The 18,939-nt window shown below is 50.2% G+C and carries 16 protein-coding genes, 1 tRNA gene, 1 other RNA gene and 1 other annotated feature; of the genes, 13 read left to right on the plus strand and 5 right to left on the minus strand.

Annotation, left to right across the window (positions count from 1 at the left end):
- Positions 1 to 207 precede the first annotated feature (207 nt).
- From CCE92_RS12450 to CCE92_RS12460, 3 genes are all read left to right on the plus strand, one after another.
- Positions 208 to 684 (plus strand): glutathione peroxidase, encoded by a 477-nt coding sequence (locus tag CCE92_RS12450; RefSeq protein WP_088008360.1) that lies wholly within the window; start codon positions 208 to 210, stop codon positions 682 to 684.
- Between the two features lie 104 nt (positions 685 to 788).
- Complete coding sequence (guaB, locus tag CCE92_RS12455) at positions 789 to 2,255, plus strand: IMP dehydrogenase (RefSeq protein WP_088008362.1); 1,467 nt, start codon at positions 789 to 791, stop codon at positions 2,253 to 2,255.
- 119 nt (positions 2,256 to 2,374) lie between these two features.
- Positions 2,375 to 3,715, plus strand: coding sequence for a D-alanyl-D-alanine carboxypeptidase family protein (locus CCE92_RS12460; RefSeq protein ID WP_088008364.1), 1,341 nt, complete (start codon positions 2,375 to 2,377; stop codon positions 3,713 to 3,715).
- Positions 3,716 to 3,730: 15 nt separating this feature from the next.
- Here the strand turns inward: CCE92_RS12460 and pdxR are convergent, their stop codons facing one another.
- Positions 3,731 to 5,143, minus strand: coding sequence for a MocR-like pyridoxine biosynthesis transcription factor PdxR (pdxR, locus tag CCE92_RS12465; protein WP_088008366.1), 1,413 nt, complete (start codon positions 5,141 to 5,143; stop codon positions 3,731 to 3,733).
- A 404-nt stretch (positions 5,144 to 5,547) separates the two neighbouring features.
- Between pdxR and CCE92_RS12470 the strand changes: the two genes are divergently transcribed.
- From CCE92_RS12470 to CCE92_RS12480, 3 genes are all read left to right on the plus strand, one after another.
- The gene (locus CCE92_RS12470; RefSeq protein ID WP_088008368.1) at positions 5,548 to 7,188 is read left to right on the plus strand and encodes a M4 family metallopeptidase; all 1,641 of its coding nucleotides are present in this window, start codon (positions 5,548 to 5,550) and stop codon (positions 7,186 to 7,188) included.
- 56 nt (positions 7,189 to 7,244) lie between these two features.
- Positions 7,245 to 7,459 (plus strand) — a binding site (T-box leader).
- A gap of 66 nt (positions 7,460 to 7,525) precedes the next feature.
- Positions 7,526 to 8,800 (plus strand): serine--tRNA ligase, encoded by a 1,275-nt coding sequence (gene serS, locus CCE92_RS12475; RefSeq protein WP_088008370.1) that lies wholly within the window; start codon positions 7,526 to 7,528, stop codon positions 8,798 to 8,800.
- A 682-nt stretch (positions 8,801 to 9,482) separates the two neighbouring features.
- Complete coding sequence (locus CCE92_RS12480; protein ID WP_088008372.1) at positions 9,483 to 10,346, plus strand: alpha/beta fold hydrolase; 864 nt, start codon at positions 9,483 to 9,485, stop codon at positions 10,344 to 10,346.
- Positions 10,347 to 10,352: 6 nt separating this feature from the next.
- Here CCE92_RS12480 and tadA read toward each other — a convergent pair whose 3' ends face one another.
- A complete protein-coding gene (gene tadA, locus CCE92_RS12485) occupies positions 10,353 to 10,841 on the minus strand; it encodes a tRNA adenosine(34) deaminase TadA (protein WP_088008373.1) in 489 nt (162 codons plus the stop codon).
- 107 nt (positions 10,842 to 10,948) lie between these two features.
- On the opposite strand from tadA, the gene CCE92_RS12490 reads away from it, so the two are divergent.
- From CCE92_RS12490 to CCE92_RS12500, 3 genes are all read left to right on the plus strand, one after another.
- Positions 10,949 to 11,812 (plus strand): YitT family protein, encoded by an 864-nt coding sequence (locus CCE92_RS12490; protein WP_088008375.1) that lies wholly within the window; start codon positions 10,949 to 10,951, stop codon positions 11,810 to 11,812.
- Between the two features lie 159 nt (positions 11,813 to 11,971).
- Entirely contained in the window at positions 11,972 to 12,610 is a 639-nt protein-coding gene (locus CCE92_RS12495) for a deoxynucleoside kinase (protein WP_088008377.1), read from the plus strand.
- Positions 12,607 to 13,275 (plus strand): deoxynucleoside kinase, encoded by a 669-nt coding sequence (locus tag CCE92_RS12500; protein WP_088008379.1) that lies wholly within the window; start codon positions 12,607 to 12,609, stop codon positions 13,273 to 13,275. The genes CCE92_RS12495 and CCE92_RS12500 overlap by 4 nt, the downstream gene beginning before the upstream one ends.
- A gap of 60 nt (positions 13,276 to 13,335) precedes the next feature.
- On the opposite strand, the gene CCE92_RS12505 is transcribed toward CCE92_RS12500, so the two are convergent.
- Both CCE92_RS12505 and CCE92_RS12510 read right to left on the minus strand, forming a co-directional pair.
- Positions 13,336 to 14,037: a Crp/Fnr family transcriptional regulator gene (locus tag CCE92_RS12505; RefSeq protein WP_088008380.1), complete on the minus strand. Its 702-nt coding sequence runs from the start codon at positions 14,035 to 14,037 to the stop codon at positions 13,336 to 13,338.
- A 305-nt stretch (positions 14,038 to 14,342) separates the two neighbouring features.
- Positions 14,343 to 14,435 (minus strand) — tRNA-Ser (locus CCE92_RS12510).
- 115 nt (positions 14,436 to 14,550) lie between these two features.
- On the opposite strand from CCE92_RS12510, the gene ffs reads away from it, so the two are divergent.
- Positions 14,551 to 14,816, plus strand: an RNA gene (gene ffs, locus CCE92_RS12515) — signal recognition particle sRNA large type.
- Between the two features lie 118 nt (positions 14,817 to 14,934).
- Here ffs and CCE92_RS12520 read toward each other — a convergent pair.
- A complete protein-coding gene (locus CCE92_RS12520) occupies positions 14,935 to 16,038 on the minus strand; it encodes an ABC transporter ATP-binding protein (protein WP_088008382.1) in 1,104 nt (367 codons plus the stop codon).
- A gap of 148 nt (positions 16,039 to 16,186) precedes the next feature.
- Between CCE92_RS12520 and dnaX the strand changes: the two genes are divergently transcribed.
- Genes dnaX through recR form a run of 3 tightly spaced genes read left to right on the plus strand, consistent with a single transcriptional unit; the run spans position 16,187 to position 18,878 of the window.
- A complete protein-coding gene (gene dnaX, locus CCE92_RS12525) occupies positions 16,187 to 17,923 on the plus strand; it encodes a DNA polymerase III subunit gamma/tau (protein WP_088008384.1) in 1,737 nt (578 codons plus the stop codon).
- A 26-nt stretch (positions 17,924 to 17,949) separates the two neighbouring features.
- Positions 17,950 to 18,270: a YbaB/EbfC family nucleoid-associated protein gene (locus CCE92_RS12530; protein WP_088008386.1), complete on the plus strand. Its 321-nt coding sequence runs from the start codon at positions 17,950 to 17,952 to the stop codon at positions 18,268 to 18,270.
- An 11-nt stretch (positions 18,271 to 18,281) separates the two neighbouring features.
- On the plus strand, positions 18,282 to 18,878 hold the full coding sequence (gene recR / locus CCE92_RS12535) for a recombination mediator RecR (protein ID WP_088008389.1): 597 nt from the start codon (positions 18,282 to 18,284) through the stop codon (positions 18,876 to 18,878).
- Positions 18,879 to 18,939 lie beyond the last annotated feature (61 nt).

Consider the following 18,939-nt stretch of genomic DNA (forward strand, 5'->3'; position numbering starts at 1 on the left):
TAAAGAAAACTGAACAAACAGGCAGCCGCCGAAGCAAATTTGCTTCGGCGGCTGCCTGTTTTGTTCAGTTTTCTTTACGTAAGTTGAACCGCGAATTGATTGGCTGTCTCATTCCTTTGCTTGCAAAAGTACGTCGGTATAGTTTCCTTGTACTTCCGGAAAGTACCGGCTAATCTTAAGGCAGAACAAGAATAGGAGATGAACTGAATGTCTGCCATCTATGATCTTGAAGTGAGAAAACCGAACGGAGAACTCCAATCTTTAAAAGAATACAAAGGGAAACCGCTCATTATCGTCAACACTGCGAGCAAATGCGGCTTTGCGCCCCAATTCAAAGAACTCGAAGAGCTCTATAAGGAATATCAAGGCGAAGGGCTGGAGATTTTGGGTTTCCCCAGTGCCCAATTCAATAACCAGGAGTTCGAAAACCAGGAAGAGACGATGGAATTCTGTCAGATTAATTATGGTGTCACTTTTCCGATCTTCGACAAAATCGATGTTAAAGGGGAAATGGCAGATCCGCTGTTCAAATTCCTGACTGAAGAACAGAAAGGGCTGCTGACCGGAACCATCAAGTGGAATTTCACGAAGTTCCTCGTGGATAGAAATGGAAATGTGGTTAAACGTTACGCGCCTCAGACATCTCCGAGAAAAATTGAAGAGGATTTGAAAAAGATTTTGTGAAGGACTATTCGGAATTCTTTTACTTCCGGAAGCTGTATTGACACCTTATTTTCGCACTGATAGTATTGCAATAATATTCACAGGACCAGGAGGCGTGTCAGAAAATGTGGGAATCGAAATTTACAAAAGAAGGATTAACATTTGATGATGTACTGCTTATGCCGGCGAAATCAGAAGTATTGCCGAAAGATGTTAATCTGTCTGTTGAACTGGCACCGTCAGTCACATTGAATATCCCGATCATCAGTGCAGGGATGGATACAGTTACAGAAGCAAAGATGGCAATTTCCATGGCGCGGCAGGGCGGTCTGGGCATCATTCATAAGAACATGAGCATTGAAGAGCAGGCAGAACAAGTGGAGACAGTAAAGCGATCTGAAAACGGCGTCATTACGGATCCATTTTTCCTGACGCCTGAAAACCAGGTATTTGACGCAGAACACCTGATGGGTAAATACCGCATTTCAGGCGTGCCGATTGTCAATAATAAAGAAGAGCAAAAACTGGTGGGTATTATTACAAATCGGGACATGCGGTTCATTCAGGATTATTCCAAGCAGATCGCAGAGGTCATGACTCATGATAACTTGGTGACAGCGCCAGTGGGAACGACGCTGGATGATGCAGGAAAAGTCCTTCAGCAGCACAAAATTGAAAAACTTCCGATTGTCGATGAAAACGGGACATTAAAAGGGCTCATCACCATTAAGGACATTGAAAAAGTGATAGAGTTCCCGAATGCGGCGAAGGATCGCCACGGCCGCCTTCTGGCAGGCGCAGCGGTTGGTGTGACAGGAGACACGATGAAGCGGGTGGAAATGCTCGTAAAAGCCCAGGCCGACATTATTGTAGTGGATACCGCGCACGGCCATTCAAAAGGCGTTGTGGACACCGTCAGGGAGATCAGGGCCAATTATCCGGAACTGGTCATTGTCGCGGGTAATGTAGCGACAGCAGAAGCGACGCGGGAACTGATCGAGGCAGGTGCCGATGTAATCAAAGTCGGCATCGGACCCGGATCCATCTGTACAACCCGAGTCGTTGCAGGTGTCGGTGTGCCTCAGATTACTGCAATCTACGACTGCGCGACGGAAGCCCGGAAGCATGGAAAAACGATTATTGCAGACGGCGGCATCAAGTTCTCAGGGGATATTGTGAAGGCTCTTGCTGCCGGCGGGCATGCGGTCATGCTGGGCAGTCTGCTCGGCGGTACTTCGGAAAGCCCAGGGGACACTGAAATTTTCCAGGGAAGACGATTTAAAGTCTACCGGGGCATGGGATCCATCGGGGCTATGGAAAGAGGATCCAAAGATCGTTATTTCCAGGAAGAAGCGAAAAAACTGGTTCCGGAAGGAATCGAAGGGCGAATCCCTTACAAAGGACCGCTTGCTGACACAATTCATCAGCTGACCGGCGGGCTCCGGTCCGGCATGGGATACTGCGGTACTGCCGACCTTCGGGCACTTCGTGAAGAAGCACAATTTATCCGGATGACGGGAGCCGGACTCCGGGAAAGTCATCCGCATGATGTACAGATTACGAAAGAATCCCCTAATTATTCGATTTCCTGACCGAATAAAACCCTTTCCTGCATTAAAAATACAGGAAAGGGCTTTTTTTATGGGCGGCCTGTTTTGGAATAGCCGGGACTGTGCTAAAATAGCGGAGAATTCAAAGCGGGGGTATAAGGATGGACGTATGGAAATACAGAGCAGTGACAGCATGGGTCCTGTCGGTGTTGCTGCTGTTAGGAGTAAACCCGGTCTATGCACAAGGAGAAGCTCCGAAACTTTCAGTCGGAGCGGCGGTGTTGGCAGACGCGGAGACAGGGAAAATTTTATATGCTGAAAATGCTGATGAGCCGCTGGGCATTGCCAGCATGACGAAGATGATGACCGAATATCTGTTGTTCGAGGCTGTGGAACGAGGAGAATTGTCATGGGAAGAACCCGTCGAAATATCAAGTTTTGTCAGTGATCTTTCAGTAGCTCCGGGACTTGCGAATGTTCCGTTGCGGGAAGGAGAGACATACACAGTACAAGAGCTGTACGAAGCGATGGCGATCTATTCAGCGAATGCAGCTACGGTTGCGTTAGCGGAAGCGATTGGCGGATCAGAAGGTGAATTCGTCAGACAGATGAACGCGAAAGCTGAAGAGCTTGGCCTGTCTGGAACGAATTTCGTGAACTCTACCGGTCTCAGTAACAAAGGAATGCTTGGAAATCCACCGGAAGGGACAGACCCACTGGGGGAAAATGTGATGACCGCCATATCCGTGGCAAAATTGGCCAGACAGCTCCTGACAGATTATCCGCAAGTCCTTGAGACCGCAAAAATTCCGGAACTGGTTTTTCGGGAAGGAACGGCAGAAGCTATCACGATGCGAAACTGGAATTTCATGCTTCCGGGGCTTCAGTATGAATTTGAAGGAGTGGACGGGCTCAAGACAGGCACAACGGATTTTGCCGGCTACTGCTTTACAGCAACAGCAGAACGGGATGGAAGGAGACTGATCGCTGTAGTGATGGACGCAACAGACAGCACCGGATACGGTTCCTATGCTGCCCGTTTTGAAGCGGCACGCCAACTGTTGACGTATGGCTTTGATGAATTCACTATGGCGGAGATTTTCCCTGCCGGCTATCAGGTGCCTGCAGCAGAATCACTTCCTGTAAGAAAAGGGAAGACAGACGAAGTGGATATTGCGGCGGCTCAGCCCTTAAAGATGCTTATTCAAAAAGGGGATGCAGGCAGTTATGAACCGGTACTGGAACTGGACAAAGAAATTGCTGCGGCAGGGTGGCTGGAAGCGGGCGTCGAAAAAGGACAGACAGTAGGGACGCTGACGGCTGTCAGCAAACCGGGTGCGGATTTCGGTTTCTTAGATGATAATGTCCCCGCTGTACCGGTCGTGACAGCGACTGGAGTGGAACGTGCGAGTTGGCCGGTACTGGCTTTTGAAAAAGTCCAGGGTATTGTAACATCCACAGTTTCTGCTGCTGGAGATTTCATTGAGCATATATTCAGTTGAACAGGCAAGTTGCAGTCATTTGCGGCTTGCCTGTTTTTTTATGGACCAGCTGGCCATCAGGCGATCAATACGGCTCGGGATCTCACTTTCCGGCAGTCCGCCGAAACCGATCACAATTTTCGCGCTTTCATTTGCCGATTGTTTCACGTGGAACGCGGCAAGACCGGAAACGCGTATGCCAGCTTCCGCAGCCTGTGCGATAAGTTCTTTTTCTGGAGCACCCGTTTTAACGTTCAGTACGAGATGCATGCCAGCCTGATCTCCGGAAACACTGACGTATGGATGATAGTTTTGAAGCGTATCAGTAAGGACCTCCCACTTTTTCCGGTAAATAATACGCATCTTATTCAAATGACGCATAAAATGCCCATTCTCCATGAAACGGGTGACGAGCTGCTGGTCTGTTCTCGGTACGGAAGAGGAATAGTGAAGAAAAGTCTTCCAATAGTCTTCCATTAACGGTGCAGGCAATACCATATAAGCGATGCGAAGAGAAGGCATCAGTGACTTAGAGAATGTGCTGATATAAATGACCCGGTTATGACTATCCATATTCTGCAGGGACGGGATCGGGCGGCCGATATAGCGGAACTCGCTGTCATAATCGTCTTCAATAATGTAACGGTTTTCGCCTGCAGCAGCCCACTTCAGCAATTGAGTCCTTCTCGCGGCGCTCATGACCGCTCCTGTCGGAAACTGATGGGACGGGGTCACGTAAGCGACGTCCGCATCGGTAGCGATCAGTTCTTCGACAAGGAGGCCTTCTGAATCTACAGATACCGGAATAGCTCTACGGTCATTATGGGTGAAAACGGTATGGGTGAGAGGGTACCCGGGATCTTCAAAAGCGAAAATAGCTGAAGGCCCGATCAGCCGGATAAGCAACGGCAGCAATTGTTCTGTGCCGGAGCCGACGATGACTTGTTCCGGTGAACAATTGACGCCGCGCGATTGATAAAGATAGCCGGCAATTTCATTCCGGAGAAGCGGGTCGCCTTGCGGATGGCCCGGTTCGAGAAGTTGGGTATTATTTTTATCCAGCACGTCCTTCAAGATCTTTCGCCACATACTGAAGGGGAATGAATCAGCGTCCACTTTCCCAGGACTGAACTCCTCAAGTCCGGCAGGCGCATTAGTGTTTTTAAGGAATGGTCCTGTTGATTCAGTTAAGGCCAATTCTTCAATATCCTTTACAAAGTAACCTTTACGGGGAAGCGATTCAATGTATCCTTCTGCCACAAGCTGATCGTATGCAAATTCTATTGTCGTCCGGCTGACAGACAGGTGTTCTGCTAATTTTCTCCTGCTGGGCAGCCTGTCACCCATACTGATTTTCCCTTCAAGGATTTCCCGTTTGATGGCTGTATACAACTGTTCGTACAGCGGCTCGGTAGCTTCCCGATCTAAGGCAATCATCATGGCATCCATTTTTTCCCCTCCAATCTGGCACCTTCAGTTTAATTTAATCACAATAATTAAGAAGGTCCACTTTCATTATAAGGAAAGCGAAGGACAAAGAAAATAACCTCCCCGGGGCAGGAAGGCAATTGACAATTCTGCTTCCTTTACTGGGGACTCGGCTTGAAGAAGGGTGATGGAAGCAATAAAATTCCTTAATTTAATAAAAAAATGCTTTCTAATCATTTTATCAGTTATTTTAATAGTAAAAAATATCTAAATTCCATAAAAATCCATAAAATTGAAAGTTTCTTCTCCTAATAATTAAAAGTCAAAATAATTAAACTTAACTATATTTTCTAACAAAAGGTTCCAGTAAAATTTCCAGTAAGCCAATTGTTTCGGCTGAATCCGACAGCAGGAGTGAAAATAATATGAAGAAGACATTAAACTTGAGTCTTGCGGCAGCAGTAGCACTATCAGGAGTTCTTGTACCTTCTGTGTATGCGGAAAAACCGGCTGCAGAAAAAATTGAATGGAATGACCAAGCCACAGCCCCTGTATTCGTTTCGGGTGAACTGACGGCCCCTTCCGACCGCTCAGCAAAAGAAATCGTTTTCTCCTACTTCAAAGAGAGTCCGGAGCTTTACACCGAACCTGGAACAAGCTACCGGGTGACTGAGCAGACCACGGACGAATTGGGGTTCACCTCTGTGGCGCTGCAGCAAATACATAAAGGCGTGCCGGTGTTCGGTGCGGTAGTGAAAGCAGTGATCAACTCCGACGGCGTCCTGACGGCTGTCTCAGGAGAACCTGTTAAAGGGCTCGGCAGTGTTGGGGATTTGAAAAGCGGCACAAGTATAAAGCGGCAGGAAGCGGAAGCTGCCGCAATTGCTGACGTAACCGCTAAAATCGGCGGGACACCGGAACTCGCCCGTGATGTGAAACCTGAATTGGTACTTCATGCGAACGAAGACAGCGCTAAATACGCGTATGCAATGGAAATCGAATTCCTTTATCCGGAACCGGGTAATTATCAGTACTTCATCGATGCAGAGACAGGGGATGTGCTTGAATCATACAATCAGATCCATGAAGCTAAACCGGGTTCGAATGATCCTTTAACAGGTTCTGATACAGTCGGAACAGGAAAAGGGGTTCTCGGAGATACGAAGTCATTCAACACACTGACAAACAGCGATGGTTCTTATCTTGTCGACCGTAAACGGGGGAATGGGATTTTTACGTATGATGCGAGAAACCGGACGCGCTTGCCGGGCTACTTATGGCTTGATGCGGACAACGTCTATAATTCTTCTTACGATGCAGCAGCAGTCGATGCTCACGCATATGCGGCCCAGACTTATGACTATTATAAAAACGAATTCGGCCGCAACAGTTACGACGGCAACGGTGCAAAACTGGTATCTACAGTCCACTACAGCCGCAGTTATAACAACGCGTTCTGGAGCGGGTCACAGATGGTCTATGGCGATGGGGACGGGTATAATTTTGTTCCTTTGTCGGGGGCGCTGGATGTTATAGCGCATGAGCTGACACATGCCGTGACGGATACAACGGCTGATCTTGTCTACCAGAATGAGTCGGGTGCAATCAACGAATCGATGTCCGATATTTTCGGCACACTTGTTGAACACCACTTCAATAATGACCCGGACTGGCTGGTCGGAGAAGACATTTATACACCGACCATCAGCGGAGATGCCCTCAGAAGTATGGCGGATCCAACGGAGAACGGAGACCCGGACCACTATTCCAAACGGTACACCGGGACGGACGACAATGGCGGTGTCCATTGGAACAGCGGGATTAGTAACAAAGCGGCTTATCTTCTGGCGGTCGGCGGCACGCATTACGGTGTGACGGTGAATGGAATCGGTACCGAGAAAGCGGGCGATATTTTTTACCGAACATTGACCGTTTACCTGACACCGAATTCCACGTTCAGTCAGTACCGGTCCGCGGCTGTCCAGGCGGCCACTGATTTATATGGGGCTGGAAGTGCCGAAACGGCAAGTGTGGAAGCGGCATTTTCAGCGGTCGGCGTTTACTGACTGCCGCACTGCTTGTCAAATGGATTATCCTGTAGTAAAGTAAGGATAATTTCAAAGACGAAACGCTGATGGGAAGCAGTAGAACGTCCGTTTTTCACAAGAGAGCCGGTGGGTGGTGCGAACCGGCGGAAAGCGCGTTTGAATCCGTCCCTGAGTTGCATGGCTGAAACCAAGTAGGCCATCGCCGGTCTGGAGGCCGTTATGCAATGAAGAGGAACAGGCAGCGGTCTGTTCAATCAGGGTGGCAACGCGGGTAGCTCTCGTCCCTAATTTAGGGATGAGGGCTATTTTTGTTGCCATTTTCCATTTAGCGGGACGATTATAAGGAGGAAAAAGCATGCTGGATATTCGCTTTGTGCGCGAGAACTTCGAAGAAGTGAAACAGAAACTGGCCAAGAGGGGGGAAGATCTGACCGATTTCGATCAGTTTCAGGAACTGGATGAAAGACGGCGGGAACTGATCACTAAAACAGAAAAGCTGAAAGCGGAACGCAATGAGACTTCCCAGAAAATCGCTGAAATGAAACGCAATAAGGAAAATGCAGATGAAGCGATCGCGAAAATGCGTAAAGTAGGCGATGACATCAAAAAGATGGATGATGAATTGCGGGAAGTGGAGGACCGGCTGAATCATATTATGCTCCGTGTGCCGAACATTCCGCATGAAAGCGTGCCGGTCGGTGATTCTGAAGACGACAACGTTGAATTGCGGACATGGGGAGATAAACCTGCACTCGGCTACGAACCGAAGCCTCATTGGGAAATCGCAGCCGGCCTGCAGATTTTGGATTTCGAGCGTGCTTCAAAGGTGACAGGCAGCCGATTCGTATTTTATCGGGGGCTTGGCGCACGCCTTGAGCGGGCCCTCATTAATTTCATGATGGACCTGCACAGTGATGAACACGGGTATGAGGAAATGCTCCCGCCATACTTGGTGAACCGGGAAAGCCTGACGGGTACAGGGCAGCTGCCGAAGTTTGAAGAAGATGCGTTCCTCATCGAAGAAGAGGACTTCTTTCTTATTCCGACGTCTGAAGTACCGGTAACGAACTTTTACCGGGACGAAATCCTAGGGCCGGACGTGCTGCCAAAATCTTTCGCATCCTACAGCATGAACTTCCGGTCGGAAGCCGGGTCTGCCGGACGGGACACGCGGGGACTCATCCGGCAGCACCAGTTCAATAAAGTCGAGCTTGTCCACTTTGCCAAGCCCGAAGACTCGTATGATACGCTGGAAACCCTGACAGGACACGCAGAAAAGGTTTTGCAGCTTCTTGGGCTTCCGTATCGCGTACTGCTCATGTGTACCGCGGATCTCGGGTTCACCGCCGCAAAGAAGTACGACATTGAAGTATGGATTCCGAGCCAGAACGTGTATCGGGAAATTTCTTCTTGTTCCAATTTTGAAGACTTCCAGGCGCGACGGGCAAATATCAAATTCCGCCGTGAGCCGAACGGCAAACCGGAATTCGTGCACACACTCAACGGCTCCGGGCTTGCCATCGGGCGGACAGTGGCGGCGATCCTCGAAAATTATCAGCAGGAGGATGGAACGGTCATGGTGCCGGAAGTACTGCGTCCGTACATGGGCGGAAAAGAATACATTAAATGAAGAAAAGCCGGGCGGGTGCCCGGCTTCAGACTGTAGACAAACTCAATATTTAATGTATAAATCACTTCACCTTCGGTAACAGCCGGCAAAAACCGCTCGCTTGCTCCTGTGCGAGCTCGTCGCATTAAAACACTTGTTCCTGCGGTTACTCGTCGCATTAAAACACTTGCTCCTGCGCGAGCTCATCGCAGTCAAAACCGTTTTTCCGCAGGCGTCTCGCAATTTTTGCTTAGACTGTCACCAGGAAGCAGGGACTGAATAAGCACCGTCGGAAAGAAGTCAACGTACAAGCTACTTGTTTATCGCTCGCTGCCTCTGCGTTGACTCAGAGTGACTAACTTGCAAAGATTTTTTGCCGGTGACAGAAAAGGATGAGCTGTCCTGCCACTCCTGCGGAAGAACTGGCTGTTCGAGATCGCCGAGCCGCCAAGGCGAGGAAGCTCGGGGGGAAGCTGGCCGAACTGCGCGGCATCGTGCCGCTTCGGCCAGCTAACCCGCTTCGTGCGGGCCACGCGGAAAGGGCAGGGCAGCCCTTTTCTAAACCGGCAGGTTTCTATTCCGCTGAAAAGAACAGACTGGCAGAACCTCGTATAGAATTTCTTTTGTCTATAACCTGAAGCCGGGCGGGTGCCCGGCTTTTTTTCGTCGTCCGGCGGGTATGGAAGAACAGGAGGGGAGAGCAGTGACCGATATCCGTTTCGAATTCATTCAGTCGAATAGCATCACACTGCATGCAGCTGTCGCAGGGCCGGAAGACGGGCCGCTCGCTGTGCTGCTGCATGGATTTCCGGAATTCTGGTATGCCTGGCGTTTCCAAATACCGGCACTTGCTGAAGCCGGTTACCGGGTCATAGCGCCGGATCAGCGCGGCTACAACTTAAGTGATAAGCCTGAAGGACCCGAGCATTACAGGCTGGATCAGCTGCGCGATGACATCATCGGGCTCATCACCCATTCCGGGCATGACAAGGCACTGATCATCGGCCATGATTGGGGAGGAGCAATCGGCTGGCATTTGGCAGCCAGCCGCCCGGAATTCGTGAGGAAGCTGATTGTCGCAAATATGCCGCATCCTCACGCCTTGCTGAACGTAATGAAGAATCACCCGCTTCAGATTGTCAGAAGTTCTTATATCGCCTTTTTTCAGCTGCCCGTCATTCCGGAACGGATCTTCGAGATGGGGGATTATCAAAGCATGAAACAGGGCTTGAAGCGGACGAGCCTGCCCGGGACGTTCAGCGGACAGGATATGGAAGCGTATGAAGCGGCATGGGCCCAGCCTGATGCGCTCACGTCGATGCTTGCCTGGTACCGGGCCATCCGGAAAGGCAGCTTCCGGCAGGTGCCGAAAAGCCGTATTAAAGTTCCTGTCCGCCTCATATGGGGATTGGGGGATCATTTTCTGTCCAAGCCGCTTGCAAAAGAAAGCCTGAAATACTGTGAAGATGGATATGGCGTTTTTATCGGGGAAGCGACGCATTGGGTCAATCGGGAACAGCCTGAACTCGTGAACAGGCACCTTCTGGCATTCCTGCGCGAAAACTAGCCGACATTATAACTGTCTTTTTCTATTTTTCTTCTTCTCACGCAAGGAGCGGAAAAAGTCGGTAAGAAGCGCACCACATTCTTCTGCGAGCACATTTTCTTTCACTTCGCACTGATGATTGAACCGCGGGTCATTCAGCAGGCGGTACAGCGAATCGACACTGCCGGCTTTTATATCTCGTGCACCGTAGACTACGCGGGGAATCCGGGACTGAAGAATGGCACCGGCACACATCGGACAAGGTTCTAACGTAACGTAAAGGATTGTGTTTTCCAAGCGCCAGCTGCCTGTCTTGAGGCAAGCTTCCTGAATGGCCAAAAGTTCTGCATGGGTTACGGCGTTCTGCGTCGTTTCCCGAAGATTATGGGCGCGGGCGATGACTTCTCCATCTTTCACGAGGACAGCGCCGATCGGCACTTCGCCTTTTCGGGCGGCTATTTCCGCTTCTTTTATTGCTTCCTGCATGAATAATTGATCCTGTTCCATATGGTTCATCGGCTCATCGCTCCCGGGGTCCGCATCGGCTCCTGCCTAAAACGGCCGGACGGCATGCGGGATTTACGGTATAATTTATAGAAGACTAATCAAGAAGGAAGGGAAATATGAAAAAAGTACATAAAAAAGAATCACCCGGACACCTGCTGCTCCGCTACACGCTCATGACTACAGGAGCTTCCATGGCAGCGGCGGCCATTGAGCTGTTCCTTGTGCCCAATTCGATTATTGACGGCGGCATTATCGGTATTTCACTGATTCTGAATTATTTACTCAATATTCCATTCGGTGTGCTGATCGTTCTTATTAACTTGCCATTTCTATACTTTGGTTACAAGCATATCGGGCGAAACTTTTTTATTTCTTCCGTTTTTTCCATCGTCGTTCTTGCAGTCGTTGAATCACTGCTGCATTCAGTACCAGGATTCGTAACGGATCCGCTGCTGGCGACTGTATTCGGCGGACTGCTGCTCGGGGCCGGTGTAGGTCTGGTCATCCGTAACGGCGGAGCCCTCGACGGAACAGAGATCCTCGGCATCCTGCTGACAAAGAAAATCCCGTTCTCCGTCGGCGAATTCGTGATGTTCTTCAATATCTTCATTTTCACGTGGGCCGGGTTTGTTCTCGGCTGGGAAGAAGCGATGTATTCCATCATCACTTACTATATCGCCTCTAAAACAATCGATACAGTGATCCAGGGACTGGATGAAACGAAAGCTGTCATTATTATATCAGATGAATTCGAGGAACTGACATCCGCTATCAATGACCGGCTCGGACGCGGCGTGACGAAACTGAAAGGGAAGGGCGGCTATACCGACGATGATAAAGATGTGCTCTATGTCGTCGTGACCCGTCTCGAGATTTCCAAGCTCCGCCAGATCGTCGTCGATATCGACCGGACTGCATTCATGACTGTCATGGACGCCCAGGAAACGCACGGCGGCAATTTCAAAGCGCAGATTCATTAAACACTAATCTTTTCTTGCGCATGATGAGGTATGGAACAGGAAGCGCCGCCTGCCTCGGCATGTACATTTTTTAGTTCACATATATATTTTCGCTCTCTTTTCTGTGGTAAAATGAAGGGCACTAAAAAAGGCGTACATATAAAAAAAGGGGGACTTTTAATGCCGGTGCCATTCATTACGGTAGAAGGTCCGATCGGTGTGGGGAAGACGTCACTGTCAAAAGCGATCGCCGATCAGTATCAATTTCAGCTCTTGAAAGAAATCGTAGATGAAAACCCATTTCTTGATAAGTTCTATGAGGATATAGAAGAATGGAGTTTCCAGACGGAAATGTTTTTTCTGTGCAACCGGTATAAGCAATTGTCTGATATTCAGAAGCAGCATATAAACAGGGGGGAATCGGTAGTCGCAGATTACCATATCTTCAAAAACCTGATCTTTGCGAAACGGACACTTCCAGTGATGGAATATGCAAAATACAAAGCGATTTACAACATACTGACCGCCGACATGCCGAAACCGAATATGGTCATCTATCTCCATGCCAGCCTTGATACGCTGATGAAACGGATTTCATTGCGGGGACGCGATTTCGAGAAGAATATTACCCGCGAATACATGGAGCGGCTCTCAGCGGATTACCATGACTTCATCGAGGACTTTGAACGGACGCACCCGGAAATTCCCGTTCTCCGTTTTAATGGGGACGAACTGGATTTCGTCCAGAAAAGGGCGGATTTAGCCGCGATTTTGGAACAGGTGGACAATACACTGCAGCAAAGGAGTTTACACGCATGAACTTACGTGAAAAATATGGGATTCCGGAAAATGCAGTGATCACGGTGGCCGGCACGGTCGGAGTCGGCAAGTCGACGATGACTAAAAAGCTTGCAGATGCGCTCCAATTCCGTACGTCATTTGAAAAAGTGGACGCGAATCCATATCTCGACCGGTTCTACGAGGACTTTAAAAAATGGAGCTTTCATCTGCAAATCTACTTCCTTGCTGAACGTTTCAAGGAACAGAAGCGCATGTTCGAGTATGGAGGCGGTTTTGTACAGGACCGGTCCATTTACGAAGACACCGGCATTTTTGCAAAAATGCATTACGAAAAAGGAACAATGGACCCAATCGATTACGAAACATATACGAATTTATTCGAAGCGATGGTCATGACCCCTTACTTTCCGCATCCGGACCTCCTGATCTACCTGGAGGGCTCTATTGAAGATATCCTGTCGCGCATACAGGAGCGGGGCCGCGCGATGGAACAGCAGACACCGATCGAATACTGGCTCGAAATGCATGAACGGTACGAGAAGTGGATCAATTCGTTCAATGCGTGTCCGGTCCTCCGGCTGAATATCAGTGATTATGATTTGCTGAATGATCCTAGCTGCACTGAGCGCATTGCGGAAAAGATCGGCCATTTCATGGCACAGACAGCGGTTTTACGAAAATAAAACAAAGAAAAGCCCGGGCGGATGTCCGGGCTTTTCTTCATCATTATTATTGCCGGTTATTCATCGCTGCAGAGCATCCGGGTCGAGAATGCGGATTTTTCGGTGGCTCTCCTGACTGATCCAGCCGGACTCTTCAAAAAAACCGAGTTTCCGGCTGACCGTCTCGGGTGTCGTTCCAAGCAGTGAAGCAAGGTCCTTGCGGGTAACGGTCAGTTTTACGTCGTCTGACTGCTGTATCTTCCGTTGATTCAGCAGGTAAAGAGCGATCCGGGTTTCCGTATCCTCAGTTGCGAAACTTGTGGCCTGCTCTTCAGCCCGTTCCAGCCGGCTTGAGAATTCAGAAAGGATTTTCAGCGAAATTTGCGGGTATTTTATCAAAAAAGCCCGGAGGTCGGCACGCTGGATCCGGCAGATTTCAGTCTGTTCCGCGGCTTCCGCAAACGCATCGTGGACGGAGTCTGAAAACAGGGCAGTTTCGCCAGTGAAATCACCCGGCTCGAGCACTCGGACGAGCTGTTCTTTTCCTGACTCGGTCAGCCTGTAAATTTTCACTCTGCCTTTATGGATAATATAGAGGGTATCCGCCCGGTCCCCTGCACTATAGAGCAGTTCGCCCCTTTTCAACGAAAGGGAAGTGGCGGTGCCGGCGATTTCCCTCATTTCATCAGGTTCCAAGTGGTTGAAGATCGGCACCATCGACACACAGAGCTTGCGGGTGCTGGGACTTGTCAGTGACTGGTCATTTCTCTTTTCTTTCTGCATCTCTGACCCTCCTGCCTGTTCTGTAATTCCATTACGGGCTTCAGCTTCAAAGAACTATCAACACCACCATTATACCGCAAAAGCGGTTCGCGTTCCGCAGATGAAAGCGTCAGGGGAGCGTCATTCGGCCGCAGTATGTGGCAGGAGCACTGCCGGTCCAGCGTGAAGAAAAAGAAAAAAACGGCATGCAGCCGCTTTAATCATTCAATCATTTAAATTTTCCGACACATACCACTTAAGAAAAATTCGTTACAAATGTAACGAATTCAATCTCGAATTAATATGCGCGTGTGTTTAAATCGAAATGGAGGAGGAAGAGGGATTCGAACCCCCGCGGGATTTGACTCCCCTGTCGGTTTTCAAGACCGATCCCTTCAGCCAGACTTGGGTATTCCTCCGTTTGAGACAAAAACTACTTTACCATGCACCGACATGCTTGTCAACAACTTTTAGTATGTTTTGTCGAAGCCTGGAATTTGCATTTTAGCGGATCGCCCGATATACTAGTAAATGCCGTGCTAGGTGGGAAGGTAGCGGTGTCCTGTAACCTGCAATCCGCTCCAGCAGGACTGAATCCCTTTCCGAGGCTGCCTGCATGTGAGGTCTGCCTCCTGCACGCGGTGTTGACGTTTGGGTCCCGCGCAATGGGTACCCACGAACCATGTCAGGTCCGGAAGGAAGCAGCATTAAGTGGTGCTGCTCATGTGCCGCGGGGCAGCCTAGACTGAGCTGGCGACAGGAGTAACGCTCATGTGCAGCAGTCGAAGAAAGGTGCACGGCCTTAACTGTAATCATTTAAGCCTGTCCGCAGTAACTGCGGACGGGCTTTTCTCATGGTCAAAAACCGTAATTGAAAAACCCGCACAGCAAGTATGCGGGTTTTTTCGTTTTCAGCTGTTATTCCGGACGGACACGGCGTGTCGTTTCCGGATCAAAGAAATGGGAGCGTTCCAGATCGAGTGCCAGCGGAAGTGTCTGACCTGCCGTGATTTCCGCATGGGCTTCAACACGGGCAATGAAGTTCTGCTCGCCGAGCCGGGAATAGAGCATGCTTTCTGCACCAGTCAGTTCCGACACTTCGATATAGGCTTCTATGACCGTACCTGGTGATGCCTGGACATCTTCTTTTTCAGCACTGATATGCTCGGGACGGACGCCCAGGACAAGTTCTTTCCCGGCATAGCCATTTTCCTTCAGAAGAGCGAGATGCCGGGCGGGAACATCCAGTGCGGCTCCGTTTGTAACGAATTTATCGCCTTCAAGGACACCGTCGAAGAAGTTCATGGCAGGGGATCCGATAAAGCCGCCGACAAACAAGTTCTCCGGATAGTCATACACCTCTTTCGGTGTGCCGACCTGCTGGATGAAGCCGTCTTTCATGACGACAATCCGATTAGCCATCGTCATTGCTTCCGTCTGATCGTGTGTAACATAAATCGTCGTCGTTTTCAGGCGCTGATGGAGTTTTGTGATTTCTGCACGCATCTGCACCCGGAGTTTAGCATCCAGGTTGGACAGCGGCTCGTCCATGAGGAACACCTTCGCATCGCGCACAATCGCACGGCCGAGAGCGACACGCTGGCGCTGACCGCCGGATAGCGCTTTCGGTTTCCGTTTCAAGTAATCGGTAAGGCCGAGAATGTGCGCAGCTTCTTCGACACGCTTCTTGATTTCCGATTTCGGCAATTTCCGCAGCTTCAGTCCGAACGCCATGTTGTCATAGACAGTCATATGCGGATACAGCGCATAGTTCTGGAACACCATAGCGATATCACGGTCTTTCGGCGCGACGTTGTTCATCAGGCGGTCATCAATATAGAATTCACCGTCTGTAATTTCTTCGAGACCGGCGATCATCCGGAGTGTCGTCGATTTTCCGCAGCCGGAAGGACCGACGAAGACGATGAATTCCTCGTCTTTGACATGGAGATTGAAATCCGAGACTGCCGTCACCTGGTTATCATACTTCTTTTGGATATGTTCAAGTCTTATTTCTGACATTCATGCTACTCCTTTCGATTTCACCGGTAAATAGTAGAAAAAAATCTATAGAAACAGTATAACGCAAACTGCAAAAAAAGTCAGAACAAGAGTCATATGTGATATAATTAAGGAATGAAACCATTTTTTTCAGAAGGAGAGAAGAACGTTGGCATATCAAGCCTTTTACCGGGCGTACCGGCCGCAGTCCTTTTCAGAGATGACGGGCCAGACGCATGTGAAACAGACATTGCAGAACGCTCTCCTTTACGGAAAAACTACGCACGCCTATTTATTTTCCGGTCCCCGGGGCACGGGAAAGACGAGTGCGGCTAAAATATTCGCGAAGGCGCTGAACTGTGAACGCGCGCCGGTGGCGGAACCGTGCAACGAGTGTTCATCCTGTCTGAGCATTATGGAAGGATCGAATACGGATGTGATCGAATTCGATGCGGCATCGAATTCCCGTGTGGAAGAAATGCGGGAAATCATTGAACGGGTCCGGTTCTCCCCAGCCAATTCACGGTTTAAAGTATATATAATCGATGAAGTGCACATGCTGTCCAACAGCGCATTCAATGCTCTTCTGAAAACGCTGGAAGAACCGCCGGCCCACGCGGTTTTTATTCTGGCGACGACAGAGCCGCATAAACTGCCGCTGACCATCATCTCGCGATGCCAGCGCTTTGATTTTAAGCGGCACACACCGGGCGATATTGTCAAACGGATGAACGATGTGCTTGAAGATGCCGGGATCCCCGCCAATGAACAGGCGCTGAAAATCATCGCACAGGCGGCGGCAGGCGGGATGCGGGATGCCCTTAGCCTGCTTGATCAGGTCGTATCATTCAGCGGCGAAGAGATGACGGAAGAGGATGCTCTGCTGGTCACCGGATCCATCAGCCAGGATACGTTCTACCGGATCGCGGGAGCGCTGGCCGATAAGGATATCGCAACGGCGCTGTCCCTGCTTGAAGAACTTGTCCAGAACGGCAAAGACCCCGTCCGGCTCGCGGAAGATTTCGTCACGTTCTTCCGGGATCTCCTGCTGATCAGAACGGCTCCCGGTCTCGAGGGGATGCTGGAACTTGCTGCCGCTGAGCCCCGGTTCAACGAACTGGCAGAACGGATCCCTGCCGAAACACTGTACGGCTGGATCGGAATCCTGACAAAAATACAGCAGGAAATGCGGTTCTCCCACCATACGAAAATTTATATGGAGACGGCGCTCCTGCAGATGGTACAGGCGGAGCCGGTCCATCATTCCGCCGCATCCCCGCAGCCGGATCTTGAGGCCAAGGTCAGTGCCTTGGAAGGCATGATCCGCGAACTCCAGCAGCAGCTGAAAAATGGATCGGCTGCCCAGCCTGCGGCACCGGCGGAACCACAGAAAAAAGTGCGGCCGAAATCGCAGAGCCGCTTCAATGTGCCGGTAGGACGCATTCAGGAAGTGCTGAAGCATGCCACGAAGGAAGACATCAATTCGATTAAAACGAATTGGGCGTCCGTCATGGGGCAGCTCCAGCGTTCCCATGCGGCCCTGCTGAATGATGCAGAGCCCGTAGCGGCATCAAGCGGCGCTTTTGTGTTAAAATTCAAGTATGACATCCATTGTCAGATGGCTTCGGACAATCAAACATTCGCGGCTGCTTTCAGCCAGCTGCTGCAGCAATATACGGGGAAACCATACGAACCGGTCTTTGTTCCGGATGAAAACTGGCTGAAGATCCGCGAGGATTTTATTAAAATGAACGGCTTGAAACAGCAGACGGAAGAACAGCCTGCGGAAGGGGAACCGGAGGAGGCGAATCCGTTCGGCTCAGAAGCGGCCCAGGAAGAAGATCCGTTCATCGCGGAAGCTGAACGGCTGTTCGGTAAGGATTTTGTCGAAGTCCAGGACGACTGAGGAGAAGTAAAAGGAGGCGTTTTAATATGCGCGGCGGAGGAAACATGCAAGGCATGATGAAACAGATGCAGAAAATGCAGAAGCAGATGGCAGAGGCACAGGAAGAACTCGGCAATAAGAAATTCGAAGGGACAGCCGGCGGCGGAATGGTGAAAGTGACGGTGTCGGGCCATAAACAAGTGCTCGATATCGAACTTGATCCGGACGTCGTGGATCCCGAAGACGTCGAAACACTGCAGGACGTACTGGTTGTGGCAGTGAACGACGCATTCAAAAAAGCGGACGACCATGTCAATGCGACTATGGGACAGTTCACGAAAGGACTCAACCTTCCGGGAATGTTCTAGGAGGAAACTGAATGCATTATCCAGAACCGATAGCAAGACTGATGGACAGCTTTATGAAACTGCCAGGCATCGGGCCTAAAACCGCGGCCCGTCTGGCGTTTTTTGTGTTAGGGATGAAAGAGGATACGGTGCTCGGGTTTGCGAAAGCGCTCGTGGACGCGAAACGGAATCTCGGATTCTGCTCGATCTGCGGGCATATCACCGATACTGATCCCTGCTATATTTGTCAGGACCAGTCGCGTGACCGATCGGTGATCTGCGTGGTGCAGGATCCGAAAGACGTCATTGCGATGGAGAAAATGCGCGACTATACAGGTTTGTATCACGTCCTCCATGGGTCGATTTCACCGATGGACGGCATCGGGCCGGAAGACATCAACGTACCGTCACTTCTGACTCGCCTTCAGGAGGATGAAGTGCAGGAGCTTATTCTGGCGACGAATCCGACAATCGAAGGCGAGGCGACGGCTATGTACATCTCACGCCTGGTAAAGCCGTCGGGCCTGAAAACTACACGGATTGCACATGGACTGCCGGTCGGCGGCGATCTCGAGTACGCAGACGAAGTGACACTGTCGAAAGCGCTCGAAGGCCGGAGAGAACTGTAAAAGGGACAGATATGCAAAACCCGGGAGCGCCTGCTTCCGGGTTTTTAAAGTACTGAAACAG

Source organism: Indiicoccus explosivorum, from assembly GCF_002167005.1.
Classification (GTDB): Bacteria; Bacillota; Bacilli; order Bacillales_A; family Planococcaceae; genus Indiicoccus; species Indiicoccus explosivorum.

Bases quoted from the DNA above. Each gene is read 5' to 3' on its own strand.
- CCE92_RS12470 (WP_088008368.1), top strand. From the start codon at position 5,548: ATGAAGAAGACATTAAACTTGAGTCTTGCGGCAGCAGTAGCACTATCA.
- guaB (WP_088008362.1), top strand. From the start codon at position 789: ATGTGGGAATCGAAATTTACAAAAGAAGGATTAACATTTGATGATGTA.
- CCE92_RS12460 (WP_088008364.1), top strand. From the start codon at position 2,375: ATGGACGTATGGAAATACAGAGCAGTGACAGCATGGGTCCTGTCGGTG.
- CCE92_RS12530 (WP_088008386.1), top strand. From the start codon at position 17,950: ATGCGCGGCGGAGGAAACATGCAAGGCATGATGAAACAGATGCAGAAA.
- CCE92_RS12495 (WP_088008377.1), top strand. From the start codon at position 11,972: ATGCCGGTGCCATTCATTACGGTAGAAGGTCCGATCGGTGTGGGGAAG.
- CCE92_RS12520 (WP_088008382.1), bottom strand. From the start codon at position 16,038: ATGTCAGAAATAAGACTTGAACATATCCAAAAGAAGTATGATAACCAG.
- pdxR (WP_088008366.1), bottom strand. From the start codon at position 5,143: ATGGATGCCATGATGATTGCCTTAGATCGGGAAGCTACCGAGCCGCTG.
- CCE92_RS12490 (WP_088008375.1), top strand. From the start codon at position 10,949: ATGAAAAAAGTACATAAAAAAGAATCACCCGGACACCTGCTGCTCCGC.
- recR (WP_088008389.1), top strand. From the start codon at position 18,282: ATGCATTATCCAGAACCGATAGCAAGACTGATGGACAGCTTTATGAAA.
- CCE92_RS12505 (WP_088008380.1), bottom strand. From the start codon at position 14,037: ATGCAGAAAGAAAAGAGAAATGACCAGTCACTGACAAGTCCCAGCACC.
- CCE92_RS12450 (WP_088008360.1), top strand. From the start codon at position 208: ATGTCTGCCATCTATGATCTTGAAGTGAGAAAACCGAACGGAGAACTC.
- serS (WP_088008370.1), top strand. From the start codon at position 7,526: ATGCTGGATATTCGCTTTGTGCGCGAGAACTTCGAAGAAGTGAAACAG.
- CCE92_RS12500 (WP_088008379.1), top strand. From the start codon at position 12,607: ATGAACTTACGTGAAAAATATGGGATTCCGGAAAATGCAGTGATCACG.
- tadA (WP_088008373.1), bottom strand. From the start codon at position 10,841: ATGAACCATATGGAACAGGATCAATTATTCATGCAGGAAGCAATAAAA.